Source organism: Lysinibacillus sp. BS3 (assembly GCF_039614735.1).
GTDB classification, from domain to species: domain Bacteria; phylum Bacillota; class Bacilli; order Bacillales_A; family Planococcaceae; genus Lysinibacillus; species Lysinibacillus capsici.
The window spans coordinates 3334018-3353265 of the sequence record NZ_CP154860.1; the positions used below are offsets into that span (position 1 = coordinate 3334018).

Genomic DNA, 19248 nt, shown 5'->3' on the forward strand with positions numbered 1-19248 from the left:
GTAGACAAAGAGTAAAATGAAAAAAATTAAATGCAAGGATTGCTTTCATATAAGTTCGATAATAGGGTTCGGATGTTTCTACGAAATCACCTTAAATGATTTCTCTATGAAGGCGGATGTTTTCGTTAGGTGAAAAGTATAGTAAATCACTTTACTTTGCTACGCATTCGCCTTTATCAATATTCTAGAGCTTATGAACGCGTAGAAAGTTTTTTTACTTTCTTCGCGTTTTTCTTTGAACACATGAAAAATCCTTTAAAAATAATAGAAGAGGTGGAAATTTTGACAGCTAGCCCTTTATTAAAAGAGCAAGAAAAAATCGTTGTACTAGACTTCGGTAGCCAATTTAACCAATTAATTACACGTCGTATTCGTGAATTTGGTGTTTTCAGTGAATTACATCCACATACGGTAACTGCAGAAGAAATTAAAGATATGAACGCAACAGGTATTATTTTCTCAGGTGGTCCAAACTCTGTTTATGATGAAAATGCCTTTCATGTGGATCCAGCTATCTTCGAATTAGGTTTACCGATTTTAGGTATTTGCTATGGTATGCAATTAATGGCCCATACAAACGGCGGTAAAGTTGAAGGTGCTGAAACACGCGAGTATGGTAAAGCCGAAATTCAAGTAACAACACCAAACAAATTATTTGGTGAATTACCTACAGAACAAATCGTTTGGATGAGCCATGGTGACCATGTAACAGAAGTTCCAGCTGGATTTGAAGTCATCGCAACTAGTGCATCTTGTCCGATTGCTGCAATGGCAAACGTTGAACGTAAACTATATGCTGTACAATTCCATCCAGAAGTACGTCACTCTGTATATGGTAATGATCTATTACGTCAATTCGTATTCGACATCTGTGAAGCGAAAGGCGATTGGTCAATGGCAAACTTCATTGAGCTTGAAATTGCAAAAATTCGTGAAATCGTTGGCGATAAAAAAGTATTATGTGCACTTTCTGGTGGTGTAGACTCATCAGTGGTAGCGGTGTTAATCCATAAAGCAATAGGCGATCAATTAACTTGTATGTTCGTAGACCACAACTTAAACCGTAAAGGCGAAGTTGAACAAGTAATGAAAACATTCACAGAAGACTTTGACATGAATCTTATTAAAATTGATGCACGTAAACGATTCATGGACAAACTTGCTGGGGTTTCTGATCCAGAGAAAAAACGTAAAATTATCGGTAATGAATTCATTTATGTATTTGATGAAGAGGCATCTAAGCTTGAAGGTATGGATTTCTTAGCACAAGGAACTCTTTACACAGATATTATTGAATCTGGTACTTCAACTGCACAAACAATCAAATCACACCATAATGTTGGTGGTCTTCCTGAAGATATGCAATTCCAACTAATTGAGCCACTGAAAACTTTATTTAAAGATGAAGTACGTGCGCTAGGCTTAGAGCTTGGACTAGACGAAAAAATCGTTTGGCGTCAACCGTTCCCAGGTCCTGGATTAGGTATCCGTGTGCTTGGTGAAGTAACAGAAGAAAAATTAGAAATCGTTCGCGAATCTGATTTCATTCTACGTGAAGAAATCGCAAAAGCTGGCCTTGATCGTGATATTTGGCAATATTTTACGGTATTACCTGATATCCGTTCAGTAGGTGTAATGGGCGATGCTCGTACGTATGACTATGCAATCGGTATCCGTGCCGTTACATCTATCGACGGTATGACTTCTGACTGGGCACGTATTCCTTGGGATGTACTAGAGAAAATCTCCGTCCGCCTTGTAAACGAAGTAAAACACGTGAACCGCGTGCTGTATGATATTACATCTAAGCCACCAGCAACGATTGAGTGGGAATAATAGCAAAAGCCCTAAAAGCCCTGAGAGGTTTTTAGGGCTTTTTTTGATTTATTTCCTTCTGAATTTATGGCTTAATGAAGTATCTCAACTGCAAAAATTGCTGGTAAAGTGTTGTATGTAGTAAACTAAATGAATGCACAAGAAATTATACTATTCAGATTAGGGGGGATTTAAATGGAGAAAAATAAACCACTGATTCATACATTAACGGTTGGGATGCCAAAAGAATTAGTTGATAGTAAAGGACGTTCAATGATTACAGGGATTGAAAAGCAACGAGTGCAAGAAGTTTATTTGTCCTCTCAAGGCTTTGAAGGGGATGATGTGGCAGATAAAAAACATCACGGTGGCCCTGATCGAGCAGTTTGTTTATATCCTACGGAGCATTACATACAATGGGAACAGGAACTTGGAAAAACGTTACCCGTTCCTGCATTTGGCGAAAATTTAACCGTAACAAATATGTTAGAATCAGATGTTTGTATTGGTGATATTTATAAAATTGGAGATGCTGTCATTCAAATTACACAGGGACGTATTCCATGTAGTACGATTGATAGATATACCGAGGCAAACACATTACTCAAACGTTTAATCGAAACAGGCTATACAGGTTTCCTTGCGCGTGTACTTGAAGAAGGGACAATCTGTGCAGATTCAACAATTGAGCTTGTAGAAAAGCATCCTGCACGTATCTCTGTTTTGTATTGCAATGAAGTGTACTTCAAAAACAATGATGCAATCGCTATGAAACAAATACAAGCAGTAGATGCATTAGCAGAAGATTGGAAAGAAAAATTAGAAAAAAGAATTCAAGTCTTGCAAAGAAAAGTGATGAGTTAAAACATACGTTCAAAAGAAGGATCCTCTAGAATTTCTAGGGGATTTTTTCTTTAAACTAATTGCTGAAATGTTCAGTACAAAGCCTCTTTAGTAATACATTTAATAGAACCTGAACATTAAATAAGAATTTTACACGAACTTTCGTATTTCTTTTTAGAAAAATGTTCGGAAATAGGGTTGAAATCTAAAAAACGAAATGATATATTACGAATGTAAATTAAATACGTCGTCGTATAATGTCGGGGATAAGGCCCGTGAGTTTCTACCAAGTTACCGTAAATAACTTGACTACGATTTAGGTTTATACATAAATGTATAAACACTAATTTGTTTCACACACTAATTGTGATGAAATATATCGTAGACATGCGACTAGTAGAGTAGTCAGCGTGTCTTTTTTGTTTTCGATATTGAAGACGACCACACGGAGGATTTTTTGATAATGAAAAAATATTTCATGTTCGATGAATTAGGAACTAATTATCGCCGCGAAATAATAGGCGGTATTACAACCTTCCTTGCAATGGCATATATTCTAGCTGTTAACCCAGGTATTCTAGAAAATGCAGGGATGGATAAAGGTGCTGTTTTCGTAGCAACAGCTTTAGCAGCAGCAGTCGGTTCTTTGATTATGGGGATTTTCGCGAAGTTTCCGATTTCACTTGCTCCTGGGATGGGGTTAAATGCATTCTTTGCATTTACTGTAGTCGGAGCATACGGTATTCCGTGGCAAACTGGTTTAACAGGCGTGTTCTTCTCAGGGATTATCTTTATTATTTTATCTTTAACTGGTATCCGCGAAACTGTTATTAATGCTATACCAGTACAACTTAAATATGCAGTTTCTGCAGGTATTGGTTTATTTATAACTTTTGTTGGTTTACAAGGAGCAGGGATCATTGTCGATAGCCCAGCTACTTTAGTCACTTTAGGAAGTTTCACAGGCGCTACATTATTAGCGGTATTCGGAATTATTCTTTCAGTTATTCTTATTATTAAATTGCGCAGTATCGGTATTTTCTTAGGAATGGTGATTACTGCAGTTATTGGGATGATCACAGGTATCATTGATCCTCCGACAGCCGTTGTATCAGCTATTCCAAGTGTAGATTCTACATTCATGGTAGCACTAGAACCACTTGGTGACTTCGGTACATTATTTAACGTGAAGTTTTTAGTAGTAGTGTTAACATTCTTGTTTGTTGATTTCTTTGATACAGCTGGTACTTTAATGGCTGTAGCGACACAAGCAGGTTTAGTAAAAGATAATAAATTACCGCGTGCAGGACGTGCCTTAATGGCAGATGCACTAGCAACAACTATCGGTTCTTTATTTGGTACGTCAACAACAACAGCGTACGTAGAGTCAACTTCTGGAGTTGCTGCAGGCGCTCGTTCAGGATTTTCAGCAGTCGTAACAGCAGTACTGTTCTTAGTTGCATTATTCTTCTCACCATTACTTTCAGTGGTAACACCAGCAGTTACTGCTCCAGCTTTAGTAATCGTAGGGGTACTAATGGTATCGTCCTTACGCTTAATTGATTGGGACAAATTCGAAATAGCAGTACCTGCATTCTTTACAGTATTAATGATGCCACTTGGTTATTCAATTGCTACTGGTATTGCAATCGGCTTTGTATTCTACCCAATTACAATGTTATTAGCAGGTCGTAAAAAAGAAATTCACCCAATGATGTATGGTCTATTCTTTGTTTTCCTTGCATACTTCATTTGGGTACGTTAGTTAAACAGACACCTTTAATTGTTAGTAAGTTGCTAACAATTAAAGGTGTTTTTTATTGAGTTGATCCAAAATAAAAGAAGGTATTATTTTTACATTTATATAGAAGAAACTCGGTTTTAAATAATGCGAATAGTTTTACTTTAATGAAACACTTGCAAACTTAAATTTATGATGATATATTTAAACACGTTGTTACGAAATAAACGAACAACTTAAAAAATATTAACATAAACAGTTGACAACGAGTTAACATTATGTTAAATTATAAAAAGTTACTTAGTGTAACTAGTAAATGAACCTTGAAAACTGAACAAGCAAAACGTAATCAATAAAGTTTTAAGTAGCTAGTTTTACTAGTGAACGAACACAATTTTGGACATCAAACATGATGCCAGCAAAACAATTTGAGCTAATCAAATTTCTTTTTATGGAGAGTTTGATCCTGGCTCAGGACGAACGCTGGCGGCGTGCCTAATACATGCAAGTCGAGCGAACAGAAAAGGAGCTTGCTCCTTTGACGTTAGCGGCGGACGGGTGAGTAACACGTGGGCAACCTACCCTATAGTTTGGGATAACTCCGGGAAACCGGGGCTAATACCGAATAATCTCTTTTGCTTCATGGTAAAAGACTGAAAGACGGTTTCGGCTGTCGCTATAGGATGGGCCCGCGGCGCATTAGCTAGTTGGTGAGGTAACGGCTCACCAAGGCGACGATGCGTAGCCGACCTGAGAGGGTGATCGGCCACACTGGGACTGAGACACGGCCCAGACTCCTACGGGAGGCAGCAGTAGGGAATCTTCCACAATGGGCGAAAGCCTGATGGAGCAACGCCGCGTGAGTGAAGAAGGTTTTCGGATCGTAAAACTCTGTTGTAAGGGAAGAACAAGTACAGTAGTAACTGGCTGTACCTTGACGGTACCTTATTAGAAAGCCACGGCTAACTACGTGCCAGCAGCCGCGGTAATACGTAGGTGGCAAGCGTTGTCCGGAATTATTGGGCGTAAAGCGCGCGCAGGCGGTCCTTTAAGTCTGATGTGAAAGCCCACGGCTCAACCGTGGAGGGTCATTGGAAACTGGGGGACTTGAGTGCAGAAGAGGAAAGTGGAATTCCAAGTGTAGCGGTGAAATGCGTAGAGATTTGGAGGAACACCAGTGGCGAAGGCGACTTTCTGGTCTGTAACTGACGCTGAGGCGCGAAAGCGTGGGGAGCAAACAGGATTAGATACCCTGGTAGTCCACGCCGTAAACGATGAGTGCTAAGTGTTAGGGGGTTTCCGCCCCTTAGTGCTGCAGCTAACGCATTAAGCACTCCGCCTGGGGAGTACGGTCGCAAGACTGAAACTCAAAGGAATTGACGGGGGCCCGCACAAGCGGTGGAGCATGTGGTTTAATTCGAAGCAACGCGAAGAACCTTACCAGGTCTTGACATCCCGTTGACCACTGTAGAGATATAGTTTCCCCTTCGGGGGCAACGGTGACAGGTGGTGCATGGTTGTCGTCAGCTCGTGTCGTGAGATGTTGGGTTAAGTCCCGCAACGAGCGCAACCCTTGATCTTAGTTGCCATCATTTAGTTGGGCACTCTAAGGTGACTGCCGGTGACAAACCGGAGGAAGGTGGGGATGACGTCAAATCATCATGCCCCTTATGACCTGGGCTACACACGTGCTACAATGGACGATACAAACGGTTGCCAACTCGCGAGAGGGAGCTAATCCGATAAAGTCGTTCTCAGTTCGGATTGTAGGCTGCAACTCGCCTACATGAAGCCGGAATCGCTAGTAATCGCGGATCAGCATGCCGCGGTGAATACGTTCCCGGGCCTTGTACACACCGCCCGTCACACCACGAGAGTTTGTAACACCCGAAGTCGGTGAGGTAACCTTTTGGAGCCAGCCGCCGAAGGTGGGATAGATGATTGGGGTGAAGTCGTAACAAGGTAGCCGTATCGGAAGGTGCGGCTGGATCACCTCCTTTCTAAGGATTATTTCGGAATACAAACCTTGGGTTTGTAAGATTACGTTTTGCGTTCAGTTTTGAAGGTTCATTCTTCTGAATGAAACACTTCAAAACTTGTTCTTTGAAAACTGGATAAAACGACATTGAAATTGTAACAAACACATTTATTTTTTAAGTTTTTTATAGGCTTAATAACTTGGTTAAGTTATTAAGGGCGCACGGCGAATGCCTTGGCACTAGGAGCCGAAGAAGGACGGCACTAACACCGATATGCTTCGGGGAGCTGTAAGTGAGCTTTGATCCGGAGATTTCCGAATGGGGGAACCCACTACGTTTAATCGCGTAGTATCTTGACGTGAATACATAGCGTCTTGAAGGCAGACCCAGGGAACTGAAACATCTAAGTACCTGGAGGAAGAGAAAGAAAAATCGATTCCCTGAGTAGCGGCGAGCGAAACGGGAAGAGCCCAAACCAAGAGGCTTGCCTCTTGGGGTTGTAGGACACTCTATACGGAGTTACAAAAGAGCGAGTTAGATGAAGCGACTTGGAAAGGTCCGCCAGAGCAGGTAAAAGCCCTGTAGTCGAAAGTTCGTTCTCTCCTGAGTGGATCCTGAGTACGGCGGAACACGTGAAATTCCGTCGGAATCCGGGAGGACCATCTCCCAAGGCTAAATACTACCTAGTGACCGATAGTGAACCAGTACCGTGAGGGAAAGGTGAAAAGCACCCCGGAAGGGGAGTGAAAGAGATCCTGAAACCGTGTGCCTACAAGTAGTTAGAGCCCGTTAATGGGTGATAGCGTGCCTTTTGTAGAATGAACCGGCGAGTTACGATTACGTGCGAGGTTAAGCTTTAGAAGGCGGAGCCGCAGCGAAAGCGAGTCTGAATAGGGCGAAATAGTACGTGGTCGTAGACCCGAAACCAGGTGATCTACCCATGTCCAGGGTGAAGGTGAGGTAACACTTACTGGAGGCCCGAACCCACGCACGTTGAAAAGTGCGGGGATGAGGTGTGGGTAGCGGAGAAATTCCAATCGAACTTGGAGATAGCTGGTTCTCTCCGAAATAGCTTTAGGGCTAGCCTCGTGATGAGAATACTGGAGGTAGAGCACTGTTTGGACTAGGGGGCCATCCCGGTTTACCGAATTCAGACAAACTCCGAATGCCAGATATTTATACACGGGAGTCAGACTGCGAGTGATAAGATCCGTAGTCAAAAGGGAAACAGCCCAGACCACCAGCTAAGGTCCCAAAGTAATCGTTAAGTGGAAAAGGATGTGGCGTTGCACAGACAACCAGGATGTTGGCTTAGAAGCAGCCATCATTTAAAGAGTGCGTAATAGCTCACTGGTCGAGTGACGCTGCGCCGAAAATGTATCGGGGCTAAACGATTCACCGAAGCTGTGGATTGACATCTACGATGTCAGTGGTAGGAGAGCGTTCTAAGTGCGTTGAAGTCAGATCGGAAGGACTGGTGGAGCGCTTAGAAGTGAGAATGCCGGTATGAGTAGCGAAAGACGGGTGAGAATCCCGTCCACCGTATGACTAAGGTTTCCTGAGGAAGGCTCGTCCGCTCAGGGTTAGTCGGGACCTAAGCCGAGGCCGATAGGCGTAGGCGATGGACAACAGGTTGATATTCCTGTACCACCTCCTCACCGTTTGAGAAATGGGGGGACGCAGTAGGATAGGGTAAGCGCGCCGTTGGTTGTGCGCGTCCAAGCAGTAAGGCGTGTGTGTAGGCAAATCCGCACACTGTAACGTTGAGCTGTGATGGCGAGTCCGTATGGACGAAGTTCCTGATTTCACACTGCCAAGAAAAGCCTCTATCGAGGTGAGAGGTGCCCGTACCGCAAACCGACACAGGTAGTCGAGGAGAGAATCCTAAGGTGTGCGAGAGAACTCTCGTTAAGGAACTCGGCAAAATGACCCCGTAACTTCGGGAGAAGGGGTGCTCTTGAGCGTGCAAGCGCATGAGAGCCGCAGTGAATAGGCCCAGGCGACTGTTTAGCAAAAACACAGGTCTCTGCAAAACCGTAAGGTGACGTATAGGGGCTGACGCCTGCCCGGTGCTGGAAGGTTAAGAGGAGTGGTTAGCGCAAGCGAAGCTGCGAATTGAAGCCCCAGTAAACGGCGGCCGTAACTATAACGGTCCTAAGGTAGCGAAATTCCTTGTCGGGTAAGTTCCGACCCGCACGAAAGGCGTAACGATCTGGGCACTGTCTCAACGAGAGACTCGGTGAAATTATAGTACCTGTGAAGATGCAGGTTACCCGCGACAGGACGGAAAGACCCCGTGGAGCTTTACTGTAGCCTGATATTGAATTTTGGTACAACTTGTACAGGATAGGTAGGAGCCAGAGATCTCGGAGCGCCAGCTTCGAAGGAGGCGTCGGTGGGATACTACCCTGGTTGTATTGAAATTCTAACCCATGCCCCTTAGCGGGGCAGGAGACAGTGTCAGGCGGACAGTTTGACTGGGGCGGTCGCCTCCTAAAAGGTAACGGAGGCGCCCAAAGGTTCCCTCAGAATGGTTGGAAATCATTCGTAGAGTGTAAAGGCACAAGGGAGCTTGACTGCGAGACCTACAAGTCGAGCAGGGTCGAAAGACGGGCTTAGTGATCCGGTGGTTCCGCATGGAAGGGCCATCGCTCAACGGATAAAAGCTACCCCGGGGATAACAGGCTTATCTCCCCCAAGAGTCCACATCGACGGGGAGGTTTGGCACCTCGATGTCGGCTCATCGCATCCTGGGGCTGTAGTCGGTCCCAAGGGTTGGGCTGTTCGCCCATTAAAGCGGTACGCGAGCTGGGTTCAGAACGTCGTGAGACAGTTCGGTCCCTATCCGTCGTGGGCGTAGGAAATTTGAGAGGAGCTGTCCTTAGTACGAGAGGACCGGGATGGACACACCGCTGGTGTACCAGTTGTCTTGCCAAAGGCATCGCTGGGTAGCTATGTGTGGACGGGATAAGTGCTGAAAGCATCTAAGCATGAAGCCCCCCTCAAGATGAGATTTCCCATTACGCAAGTAAGTAAGATCCCTCAAAGACGATGAGGTAGATAGGTTCGAGGTGGAAGTGTGGTGACACATGGAGCTGACGAATACTAATCGATCGAGGACTTAACCAAAAAAGTTTGAAACATTCAATGCACCGTTTATCCAGTTTTGAAAGAGCAAATCTTTCTAAAAAGAGAGCTTCTAGACACAGCAATACGCCGTGTATGGAAGGTCGACCATAGTCTAGTGATGATGGCAAAGATGTCACACCCGTTCCCATACCGAACACGGAAGTTAAGCTCTTTAGCGCCGATGGTAGTTGGGGGCTTCCCCCTGTGAGAGTAGGACGTCGCTAGGCAATTAAAAAGTCATGGATGTATTCCATGGCTTTTTTTTATTTTGTGAACTATTCATAAAATGCTATAATATATTTAATATTTACAAGTGGATTTAAAGGAAATTTCTTTCGCCTAGATACATTCTGGATTTAATAATGGAGGAATCAAAATGAGGCAGAACATTTTTTCTGCGATTTCGATCTCAAGTCTACTACTTATATTCTTTATGTTTGGCTATGATTCAACCAAATGGTATGGAAACTTTTTTACATTTCTCTATCGTGTAAATATGTTTATGCCGTTTATTTTAGGTGGTTTAGGCATCACCAGTGCCCTATTTGGTATCAAAGGATATCGTATGGTTCTTGTTGTCCTTCATTTGTTCCTACTGCTATTATTTTTTTGTATCTATTTAAAGGCATTTTTTGTTCCATGAGCATTCATCAAAACTGCGGAGAGGAATTCTGCAGTTTTTTCTATTTATTTAAGTTCTTACATACTTCTGTAAGCAACAAAAGGTATAATGAATTACAAATTGGTTGTGAATGAATATGTACAATGGAAAGGAAGAAAAAGTTGGGAAAAAAGCAAATTTGGTATGAGGTACAGGAAAACGAGTCAATCGAGGATTGCTTGGCAAGAATGCGGAAAGATGGCTTTATGGTCATAGGACGAAAAGAAGAGCCACTTTTTCATATCGTAGATGGTGAGCCAGCTTATTTGCGCCAAAAAATTCAGTTTAAAGGTATACTTGCTCAAGATATCGAATGATTTTGACTAAAAACCGAACGTTTTTTTTCACCTAATAAAAAATGTTCGCATTTTTGGATTGACGATAAGACAATCCCTTGTTAAAATGTGAGAAGGAAAAACAAATAGATCCCACATATATGCTAGAGGATTGGCTCTAGTGTCTCTACCCGGCACCGTAAATGCTGGACTATGCGGGAAAGCACTTTTGGCGTAAGGTGAGAAGGTCTTTGTACAGCTATGTACATGGAGACGATCTTGTCCGAATAATCCTCAAGTAAACTGCTTTCACGTGTACTGGTAGAGAGTAGTTTATTTGGGGATTTTCTTTGTAAATAAGAATTGCAGTAGCTATTCAAAATAGAGGCTAGCACAATAAATAATTGATCATTTTTCTATCGTTTAAAAGGAGCGACAATTTATGAATCCGAAAATCGGTGTCATTATGGGTAGTTCAAGTGACTGGGAAACAATGAAACATGCATGTGATATTTTAGATGAATTACAAGTACCGTACGAAAAGAAAGTTGTATCTGCACATCGTACACCTGATTTAATGTTTGAATATGCAGAGGCAGCTCGCGAGCGAGGAATACAAGTAATTATTGCTGGAGCAGGCGGTGCTGCACATTTACCAGGAATGGTGGCAGCTAAAACAACATTACCTGTCATCGGTGTACCAGTTCAATCACGTGCACTTAATGGACTTGACTCACTATTATCCATCGTTCAAATGCCTGGTGGTGTACCTGTAGCTACTGTTGCGATTGGCAAAGCAGGAGCGACTAATGCAGGGTTACTTGCAGCTCAAATTTTGTCAACAACAGATGCGGAGCTTGCTAATAAATTAGATGCTAGACGTGAAGCAACAAAGCAGCAAGTATTAGAAAGTACAGGTGACTTAGTGTGACGAAGATTATTTATCCTGGACAAACGATAGGCATTATAGGCGGAGGGCAACTTGGTCGAATGATGGCACTTGCTGCAAAGGAGTCAGGTTTTAAAGTGGCTGTTCTTGAACCAGCAATGGACTCACCTTGTGGGCAGGTAGCAGATATTCGCATTGTAGCTCCATATGATGATGAAGCTGCTTTAGAAGAACTTGCAGAAGTAAGTGATATTATCACATATGAATTTGAAAATATTGATTATGAAGGCTTAAAGCGTTTATCACAAATGGCTTATGTTCCTCAAGGAGCAGAGTTGGTACGTATTACACAAAACCGTATAACAGAGAAAGAAGCTATTGTGAAAGCTGGTTGCCCAGTAGCACCATATATTGTTGCAAAAACTTATGAAGAATTAGTAGCCAATATTGATTCGATTGGTTATCCTTGTATAGTCAAAACAGCAAGAGGTGGTTATGATGGCAAGGGACAGCAGCTTTTAAAATCAACTGAAGATTTGCCTTTAGCGAAAGAATTATTCACGCATTCGCAATGTATTGCAGAAGGATTTGTTCCTTTCGTAAAGGAAGTATCGGTCATTGTTCAAAGAAATGGTCATGGTGAATCGTATTGTCAGCCAGTTGGAGAGAACATTCATGTTCATCATATTCTTCACGAGACAATAGTACCTGCTCGCATAACTGAAAGCACAGCTCAAGCTGCAGAACGAGAAGCTTTGAAAATTGCAGATTATTTACATTTAGTAGGAACGCTAGCGGTAGAAATGTTTGTATTAGAAGATGGTAGTATTGTTATCAATGAATTAGCACCAAGACCTCATAATTCTGGTCATTATTCAATTGAAGCATGTAATGTTTCACAATTCCATCAGCATATTCGTGCTGTTTGTGGCTGGCCGTTACGTAAGCCACAACTATGGGCACCATCCATTATGGTCAATGTATTAGGGCAGCATGTCGTGCCACTCAGTAACTCAATTGCTAAATATCCTGAATGGTCCATACATCTTTATGGGAAAGCTGAAGCTAAGGTCAACCGTAAAATGGGCCATGTGACGATTATGACAAAAGACTTAGAAGCTACACTACAACAAATCGAGAGTTCTGGCATTTGGTCAGAATAGAAGGAGATACGCGATGATTGAACGTTACACAAGACCCGAAATGGGTGCAATTTGGACAGAACAAAATAAATACCAAGCTTGGCTAGAGGTTGAAATTTTAGCTTGTGAAGCATGGGCAGAGTTAGGAGATATCCCTAAAGAGGATGTTGCTAAAATTCGCGAAAATGCTTCATTTGATGTGAATCGTATATTAGAAATTGAACAAGAAACTCGTCATGACGTTGTAGCCTTTACTCGTGCTGTTTCTGAAACACTTGGAGAAGAGCGCAAATGGGTACATTATGGTTTAACTTCTACGGACGTAGTAGATACAGCACTTTCTTATTTAATCAAACAAGCAAATGATATTTTACGAAAAGATATAGTAAATTTCATTGATATTATTGCTACTAAGGCAAAAGAACATAAACATACAGTTATGATGGGACGCACACATGGTGTTCATGCTGAACCAACAACTTTCGGTTTGAAACTTGGTTTATGGTATGAGGAAATGAAGCGTAACCTTGAACGTTTTGAAGCAGCTGCCAAAGTAATTGAAACAGGAAAAATGTCTGGAGCTGTTGGAACATATGCCAATATCGATCCTCGTGTTGAGCAATATGTTTGCGATAAATTAGGACTTGCAGCATCACCGATCTCCACACAAACTTTACAGCGTGATCGCCATGCTCAGTATTTAGGTGCATTAGCTTTAATCGCTACTTCAATTGAAAAATTCGCAACAGAAATTCGTGGACTACAGAAATCTGAAACACGTGAAGTGGAGGAAGCTTTTGCAAAAGGACAAAAAGGATCATCTGCAATGCCACATAAGCGTAATCCAATCGGTTCTGAAAACATGGTTGGTATGTCTCGTTTAATGCGAGGTTATATGGTGACTGCTTATGAAAATGTAGCTTTATGGCATGAGCGTGATATTTCACATTCATCTGCAGAGCGTGTTATTTTACCGGATGCAACAATTACTCTTAACTATATGCTAAATCGCTTCGGTAATATTGTGAAAAACTTAACAGTATTCCCTGAGAACATGAAACGTAATATGGATCGTACATTTGGTCTTATTTATTCTCAACGCATCTTACTAGCATTGATTGATAAAGGACTAGTACGTGAAGAAGCTTATGATACAGTACAACCTTTAGCAATGCAGGCTTGGGACGAGCAAGTTCAGTTCCGTACATTAGTCGATGCAAGTGAAAAAATCACATCTTATTTAACAAAAGAAGAGTTGGATGATTGTTTTGATTACAACTACCACTTACAGCATGTTGATATGATTTTTGAACGACTAGGACTTAACTAATATTTATTTAGCCATCTAATAATAAATGTTAGAGCCACCAGTAAAAGTTTCAGAGTTGAATCGTAGAGATACGGTTCAATTCTGAACATTATTACAAGCGTATCTCATAATATCAGGGGGAAAACGAAATGACTAAAGGTCAACTTTTGTATGAAGGTAAAGCAAAAAAATTGTTCACAACAGAGGAGCCAAATGTGCTACTTGTTGAGTACAAGGATAGTGCAACAGCATTCAATGGTGAAAAGAAAGAGGAAATTGAAGGTAAGGGCATTTTAAATAATCGCATTACTTCATTAATTTTCGAAAAATTACAAGCTAACGGAATTGCGTCACATTTCGTAAAACGATTATCCGATACACAACAACTTGTAAAAAAAGTAGAAATTATTCCGATTGAGGTAGTTGTTCGTAATATTGCTGCTGGAAGTTTAGCAAAGCGTCTAGGTCTTGAAGAAGGGACACCTTTAAAACGACCAATCGTTGAATTTTATTATAAAGACGATGATTTAGGCGACCCACTTATTACGACAGAACATATTGATGTTCTTGAACTTGCCACACCAACTGAAGTAACAGCTATTTATGATGGTGCATTAGCCGTTAACAAAGTGCTACAGCCGATCTTTGCAGATGTCAATGTGACATTGATTGATTTTAAATTAGAGTTCGGCCGTGATATGGATGGTCATGTATTATTGGCAGATGAAATTTCACCAGATACATGCCGACTTTGGGATGCAACAACGAAGCAAAAGTTAGACAAAGATGTTTTTCGTCGTGACCTTGGTAATTTAACTGAAGTTTATACTATTATACTTTCTAGACTCGGAGGCAAATAACAATGAAAAAAGTAAAAATCTATGTAACATTACGTGAGAGTATTCTTGATCCTCAAGGCTCTGCAGTACAAGGTTCTTTAGCTAAGATGGGCTACGGTGAAGTAGAAGATTTACGTATCGGTAAATATCTTGAACTATCAATTAAAGATTCAGAACGTGACATTGATACTCTAGTAAAAGAAATGTGTGAAAAGGTTTTAACGAACGTTGTAATTGAAGACTACCGTTACGAAGTCGAGGAGGCTATTTAATCATGAAATTCGCAGTACTCGTATTCCCTGGGTCAAACTGTGACATCGATATGTATCATGCGATTAAAGACGAGCTAGGTGAAGAAGTAGAATATGTATGGCATACAGCAACAGATCTAAGTGGTTTTGATGGTGTATTAGTACCTGGAGGATTCTCCTATGGGGATTATCTTCGTTGTGGTGCAATGGCTAATCAATCTAACATTATGACAGAAGTTAAGAAGGCAGCAGATGCTGGTAAACCTGTATTAGGTGTATGTAATGGCTTCCAAATCCTAACGGAAGCAGGTTTATTGCCAGGAGCTTTATTGCGCAATAAAAACTTAAAATTTATGTGCCGTACAGTGCAGCTTAAAGTTGAAAACAACAATACATTATTCACAAATCAATATGAGCAAGGTCAAATCATCAATATTCCAATCGCACATGGTGAAGGTAACTACTACTGTGACGAGGAAACTTTACAATCACTAAAAGATAATAATCAAATCGTATTCACATACTCAGGTGACAATCCAAACGGTTCTTTAGAAGATATCGCAGGGATTATAAACGAGCGCGGCAATGTATTAGGGATGATGCCACACCCAGAGCGAGCTGTTGATGCACTGGTGGGCGGCGCAGACGGTCTAGCAGTATTTAAATCAATCGTGAAGCAGTGGAGGGAAAATCATGTCAACAACTAAGTTTGAGCCAACAGCACAGCAGATTAAAGATGAGAAGCTATACGCTGGAATGGGGATGTCAGACGAAGAATTTGCAATGGTAGAAGGTATTTTAGGACGTCTACCTAACTGGACAGAGACAGGTCTTTTCTCAGTAATGTGGTCTGAACACTGCTCGTACAAAAATTCAAAGCCAGTACTACGTAAATTCCCTACTAAAGGTCCACAGGTATTACAAGGACCAGGTGAAGGTGCAGGTATTGTTGATATTGGTGACGAACAAGCAGTAGTGTTTAAAATGGAATCGCATAACCATCCATCTGCAATTGAACCTTATCAAGGGGCTGCAACGGGTGTCGGTGGTATTATCCGTGACGTTTTCTCAATGGGTGCACGTCCAATCGCTATGTTAAACTCGTTACGCTTTGGTGAATTAAAGTCAGCACGTGGTAAATATCTATTTGAAGAAGTAGTAGCGGGAATCGCAGGATATGGTAACTGTATCGGAATCCCAACAGTAGGTGGCGAAATTCAATTTGATCCTTGCTATGAAGGTAATCCTCTAGTGAATGCTATGTGTGTCGGTTTAATTGATCATAAAGATATTCAACGAGGCATTGCTGCTGGTGTAGGTAATACAGTGATGTATGTTGGAGCGAAAACAGGCCGTGATGGTATTCATGGTGCAACATTCGCCTCTGAGGAATTAACTGAGGAATCAGAAAACCAACGTCCAGCGGTACAAGTTGGAGATCCATTTATGGAGAAGCTTTTACTTGAAGCTTGTTTAGAGGTTGTAAAATCGGATGCTCTAGTTGGTATTCAAGATATGGGTGCAGCTGGTCTTACTTCTTCTTCAGCAGAAATGGCTTCAAAGGCTGGTTCTGGTGTAGAAATGAACTTAGACTTAGTGCCTCAGCGTGAAACAGGAATGTCAGCGTATGAAATGATGTTGTCTGAGTCTCAAGAACGTATGCTTTTAGTTGTGAAAAAAGGTCGCGAAGATGAAATTAAAGCGATTTTCGATAAATACGATTTAGATGCAGTAGCGATTGGTCGCGTTACAGATGATAAAATGCTTCGTCTGCTACACAAAGGACAAGTAGTTGCAGAGGTACCTGCAGACGCATTAGCAGAAGATGCACCTGTTTATCATAAACCATCTGCAGAACCTGCATACTATGCTCAGTTCCAAGCAATCGAAAACACTGAACCTGCTGTGACTGATTACAAAGAAACACTCATTGCTTTATTAAAAGCACCGACAATTGCTTCTAAAGAATGGGTATACGATCAATATGATTATCAGGTACGTACATCAACAGTTGTTAAACCAGGCTCTGACGCTGCTGTTATTCGAGTACGTGGCACAAATAAAGGGTTGGCAATGACAACAGACTGTAACTCACGTTATATCTATTTAGATCCAGAAGTGGGTGGTGCTATCGCAGTAGCCGAAGCAGCTCGTAATATCGTGGCAACTGGTGGCACGCCACTTGCGATTACAGACTGCTTAAACTTCGGTAATCCAGAGAAACCAGAAATCTTCTGGCAAATTGAAAAATCTGCAGATGGTATTTCGGCAGCTTGTACGGCATTAAATGCTCCAGTAATCGGAGGTAACGTTTCTCTTTATAATGAGCGTTCAGGCGAAGCGGTGTATCCAACGCCAACAATTGGTATGGTTGGTCTTATTGAAGACTTAGCACATGTAACGACACAGGATGTAAAGGCAGCAGGAGATCTTGTCTTTGTTATTGGTGAGACAAAAACAGAATTTGGCGGTTCAGAGCTTCAAAAACTTTTAAATAATGGTGTTATTTCAGGGAAAGCGCCAGCTATTGATTTAGAGGTTGAAGCGACACGTCAGCAATCTTTATTAAAGGCGATTAAAGCAGGCCTTGTTCAATCTGCGCATGATGTAGCAGAGGGAGGTCTAGCTGTGGCGATTGCTGAAACAACATTTGGCGCTAAAGGTCTTGGTGTGGATGTAACATTAACAGGCTCTGCAACAACCGCGCTATTCAGTGAGAGTCAATCTCGTTTTGTTGTTACAGTTAAAGAAGAAAATGCTGCAGCATTTGTAGAAATCATGAAAGATGCTCAAAAAATTGGTGTCGTAACAAACGATGCACTTGTGAAAATCAACGGGGACAAAGGTGTGCTTGTAGAAGGTACAGTGGAGGAATTCCGTTCTAATTGGAAAGGAGCAATCCCATGCTTGCTGAACTCAGAGGCTTAAACGAAGAATGTGGGGTGTTTGGTATTTGGGGTAACCCAAGTCCAGCGCACCTTAGCTATTACGGGCTTCATGCTCTTCAACACCGTGGACAAGAAGGCGCTGGAATTGTCGTTTCAGACGGACAGCATCTTCGCGCGGTGAAAGGCGAAGGACTAGTTAATGATGTTTTCAACGAAGATAAATTAAAAGCAGTGAACGGCAAAGCAGCTATTGCGCATGTTCGTTATACGACTGCTGGTGGTGGCGGTATTGAAAATGTACAGCCATTATTATTCCACTCCTCAACTGGTAGCCTTTCAATTGCCCATAACGGTAACTTAGTCAATGCGACACATTTAAAGCAATATCTAGAGCGACAAGGTAGCATTTTCCACTCTAGCTCTGATACAGAAGTGTTGGCGCATCTTATTAAGAAAAGTTCGCATTCACCATTCCGTGCGAAGGTGAAAAATGCCCTATCTCTTTTAAAGGGTGCCTATTCTTTCTTAATTATGACAAAGGATGAAATGCTTGTTGCACGTGATCCACATGGTTTACGTCCATTATCTCTTGGAAAACTAGGAGATGGCTGGGTGGTAGCTTCTGAAACTTGTGCATTCGATTTAATTGGTGCAGAATTCGTTCGTTCGGTAGAACCAGGTGAATTAATCATTATTAATGATGAGGGCGTAAAATCAGATCGTTTTGCTGATATGGAGAAACGTTCGATGTGTGCGATGGAATATGTTTATTTAGCACGTCCTGATTCGGATATTGATGGTATTAACGTTCATATGGCACGAAAACGTATGGGTAAACAGCTTGCTCGTGAGTGTGCGCATATTGAAGCAGATGTTGTAACAGGTGTTCCTGATTCAAGTATTTCCGCAGCGATTGGTTTTGCAGAAGAAAGTGGAATCCCTTATGAATTAGGTCTTATTAAAAACCGTTATGTTGGTCGTACGTTTATTCAGCCGACACAGGAGCTACGTGAACGTGGTGTGAAAATGAAACTTTCACCTGTTGTTCAAGTCGTAAAAGGAAAAAAAGTAGTAATGGTTGATGATTCTATCGTTCGTGGTACAACATCTCGTCGCATTGTCAAAATGCTAAAAGATGCTGGCGCAGCGGAAGTTCATGTTGTGATTTCATCACCGCCGATGACAAACCCTTGTTATTATGGCATTGATACATCAACGCATGAAGAACTAATTGCTTCTAGTCATAATGTAGATGAAATTCGTGAAGCAATTGGTGCAGATTCTCTGACATTCCTTTCTGTTGAGGGGATGGTAGAAACAATTGCACGACCATACGAAGATGAAAACCGAGGACTTTGTCTTGCATGCTTTACAGGCAAATATCCAACAGAGATTTTCCCGGATACGATTTTGCCACATGAAAAAGAATTATTACGTTAAGAACAACATCGCAACAAATTAGTGTCTTACAGTCATTTCTATCTAGG

Annotated in this window: 13 protein-coding genes, 3 rRNA genes and 3 riboswitches; all 16 genes read left to right on the forward strand. The window is 41.7% G+C overall.

All coding sequences use genetic code 11. The features are described from left to right. Positions 1-25: 25 nt before the first annotated feature. Positions 26-127, forward strand: a riboswitch (purine riboswitch). A 155-nt stretch (positions 128-282) separates the two neighbouring features. Next, on the forward strand, positions 283-1836 hold the full coding sequence (gene guaA / locus AAJG31_RS16430) for a glutamine-hydrolyzing GMP synthase (RefSeq protein WP_036076059.1): 1554 nt from the start codon (positions 283-285) through the stop codon (positions 1834-1836). Positions 1837-2010: 174 nt separating this feature from the next. Then, positions 2011-2679 carry an MOSC domain-containing protein gene (locus tag AAJG31_RS16435; RefSeq protein WP_279496288.1) on the forward strand — a complete coding sequence of 223 codons (669 nt, stop codon included), beginning with the start codon at positions 2011-2013 and terminating at the stop codon, positions 2677-2679. 209 nt (positions 2680-2888) lie between these two features. Next, positions 2889-2990, forward strand: a riboswitch (purine riboswitch). Positions 2991-3121: 131 nt separating this feature from the next. Next, the gene (locus AAJG31_RS16440) at positions 3122-4423 is read left to right on the forward strand and encodes an NCS2 family permease (RefSeq protein WP_279496286.1); all 1302 of its coding nucleotides are present in this window, start codon (positions 3122-3124) and stop codon (positions 4421-4423) included. A 424-nt stretch (positions 4424-4847) separates the two neighbouring features. Beyond that, positions 4848-6399 (forward strand): 16S ribosomal RNA (locus tag AAJG31_RS16445). Between the two features lie 180 nt (positions 6400-6579). Continuing rightward, positions 6580-9507, forward strand: a 23S ribosomal RNA gene (locus tag AAJG31_RS16450). Between the two features lie 111 nt (positions 9508-9618). Beyond that, positions 9619-9734: ribosomal RNA gene (gene rrf, locus AAJG31_RS16455) — 5S ribosomal RNA — on the forward strand. The 16S, 23S and 5S rRNA genes sit together here, the layout of an rRNA operon. A gap of 149 nt (positions 9735-9883) precedes the next feature. Then, positions 9884-10150, forward strand: coding sequence for a hypothetical protein (locus tag AAJG31_RS16460; RefSeq protein WP_066038204.1), 267 nt, complete (start codon positions 9884-9886; stop codon positions 10148-10150). 140 nt (positions 10151-10290) lie between these two features. Then, the gene (locus tag AAJG31_RS16465; RefSeq protein WP_066038205.1) at positions 10291-10485 is read left to right on the forward strand and encodes an NETI motif-containing protein; all 195 of its coding nucleotides are present in this window, start codon (positions 10291-10293) and stop codon (positions 10483-10485) included. Between the two features lie 93 nt (positions 10486-10578). After that, positions 10579-10677, forward strand: a riboswitch (purine riboswitch). A gap of 208 nt (positions 10678-10885) precedes the next feature. Further along, positions 10886-11374 carry a 5-(carboxyamino)imidazole ribonucleotide mutase gene (gene purE, locus AAJG31_RS16470; protein ID WP_004225751.1) on the forward strand — a complete coding sequence of 163 codons (489 nt, stop codon included), beginning with the start codon at positions 10886-10888 and terminating at the stop codon, positions 11372-11374. Beyond that, complete coding sequence (gene purK, locus AAJG31_RS16475) at positions 11371-12495, forward strand: 5-(carboxyamino)imidazole ribonucleotide synthase (RefSeq protein ID WP_004225748.1); 1125 nt, start codon at positions 11371-11373, stop codon at positions 12493-12495. The genes purE and purK overlap by 4 nt, the downstream gene beginning before the upstream one ends. Before the next feature lie 13 nt (positions 12496-12508). Next, positions 12509-13804: an adenylosuccinate lyase gene (purB, locus tag AAJG31_RS16480; RefSeq protein WP_004225746.1), complete on the forward strand. Its 1296-nt coding sequence runs from the start codon at positions 12509-12511 to the stop codon at positions 13802-13804. A 128-nt stretch (positions 13805-13932) separates the two neighbouring features. Beyond that, positions 13933-14643 carry a phosphoribosylaminoimidazolesuccinocarboxamide synthase gene (gene purC / locus AAJG31_RS16485; protein WP_048394896.1) on the forward strand — a complete coding sequence of 237 codons (711 nt, stop codon included), beginning with the start codon at positions 13933-13935 and terminating at the stop codon, positions 14641-14643. A 2-nt stretch (positions 14644-14645) separates the two neighbouring features. Next, entirely contained in the window at positions 14646-14894 is a 249-nt protein-coding gene (gene purS / locus AAJG31_RS16490) for a phosphoribosylformylglycinamidine synthase subunit PurS (protein ID WP_004225741.1), read from the forward strand. Positions 14895-14896: 2 nt separating this feature from the next. Next, the gene (purQ, locus tag AAJG31_RS16495; protein ID WP_048394895.1) at positions 14897-15580 is read left to right on the forward strand and encodes a phosphoribosylformylglycinamidine synthase subunit PurQ; all 684 of its coding nucleotides are present in this window, start codon (positions 14897-14899) and stop codon (positions 15578-15580) included. Then, on the forward strand, positions 15567-17801 hold the full coding sequence (gene purL, locus AAJG31_RS16500; RefSeq protein WP_259951007.1) for a phosphoribosylformylglycinamidine synthase subunit PurL: 2235 nt from the start codon (positions 15567-15569) through the stop codon (positions 17799-17801). The genes purQ and purL overlap by 14 nt, the downstream gene beginning before the upstream one ends. After that, positions 17777-19201 carry an amidophosphoribosyltransferase gene (purF, locus tag AAJG31_RS16505; RefSeq protein ID WP_054548976.1) on the forward strand — a complete coding sequence of 475 codons (1425 nt, stop codon included), beginning with the start codon at positions 17777-17779 and terminating at the stop codon, positions 19199-19201. The genes purL and purF overlap by 25 nt, the downstream gene beginning before the upstream one ends. Positions 19202-19248 lie beyond the last annotated feature (47 nt).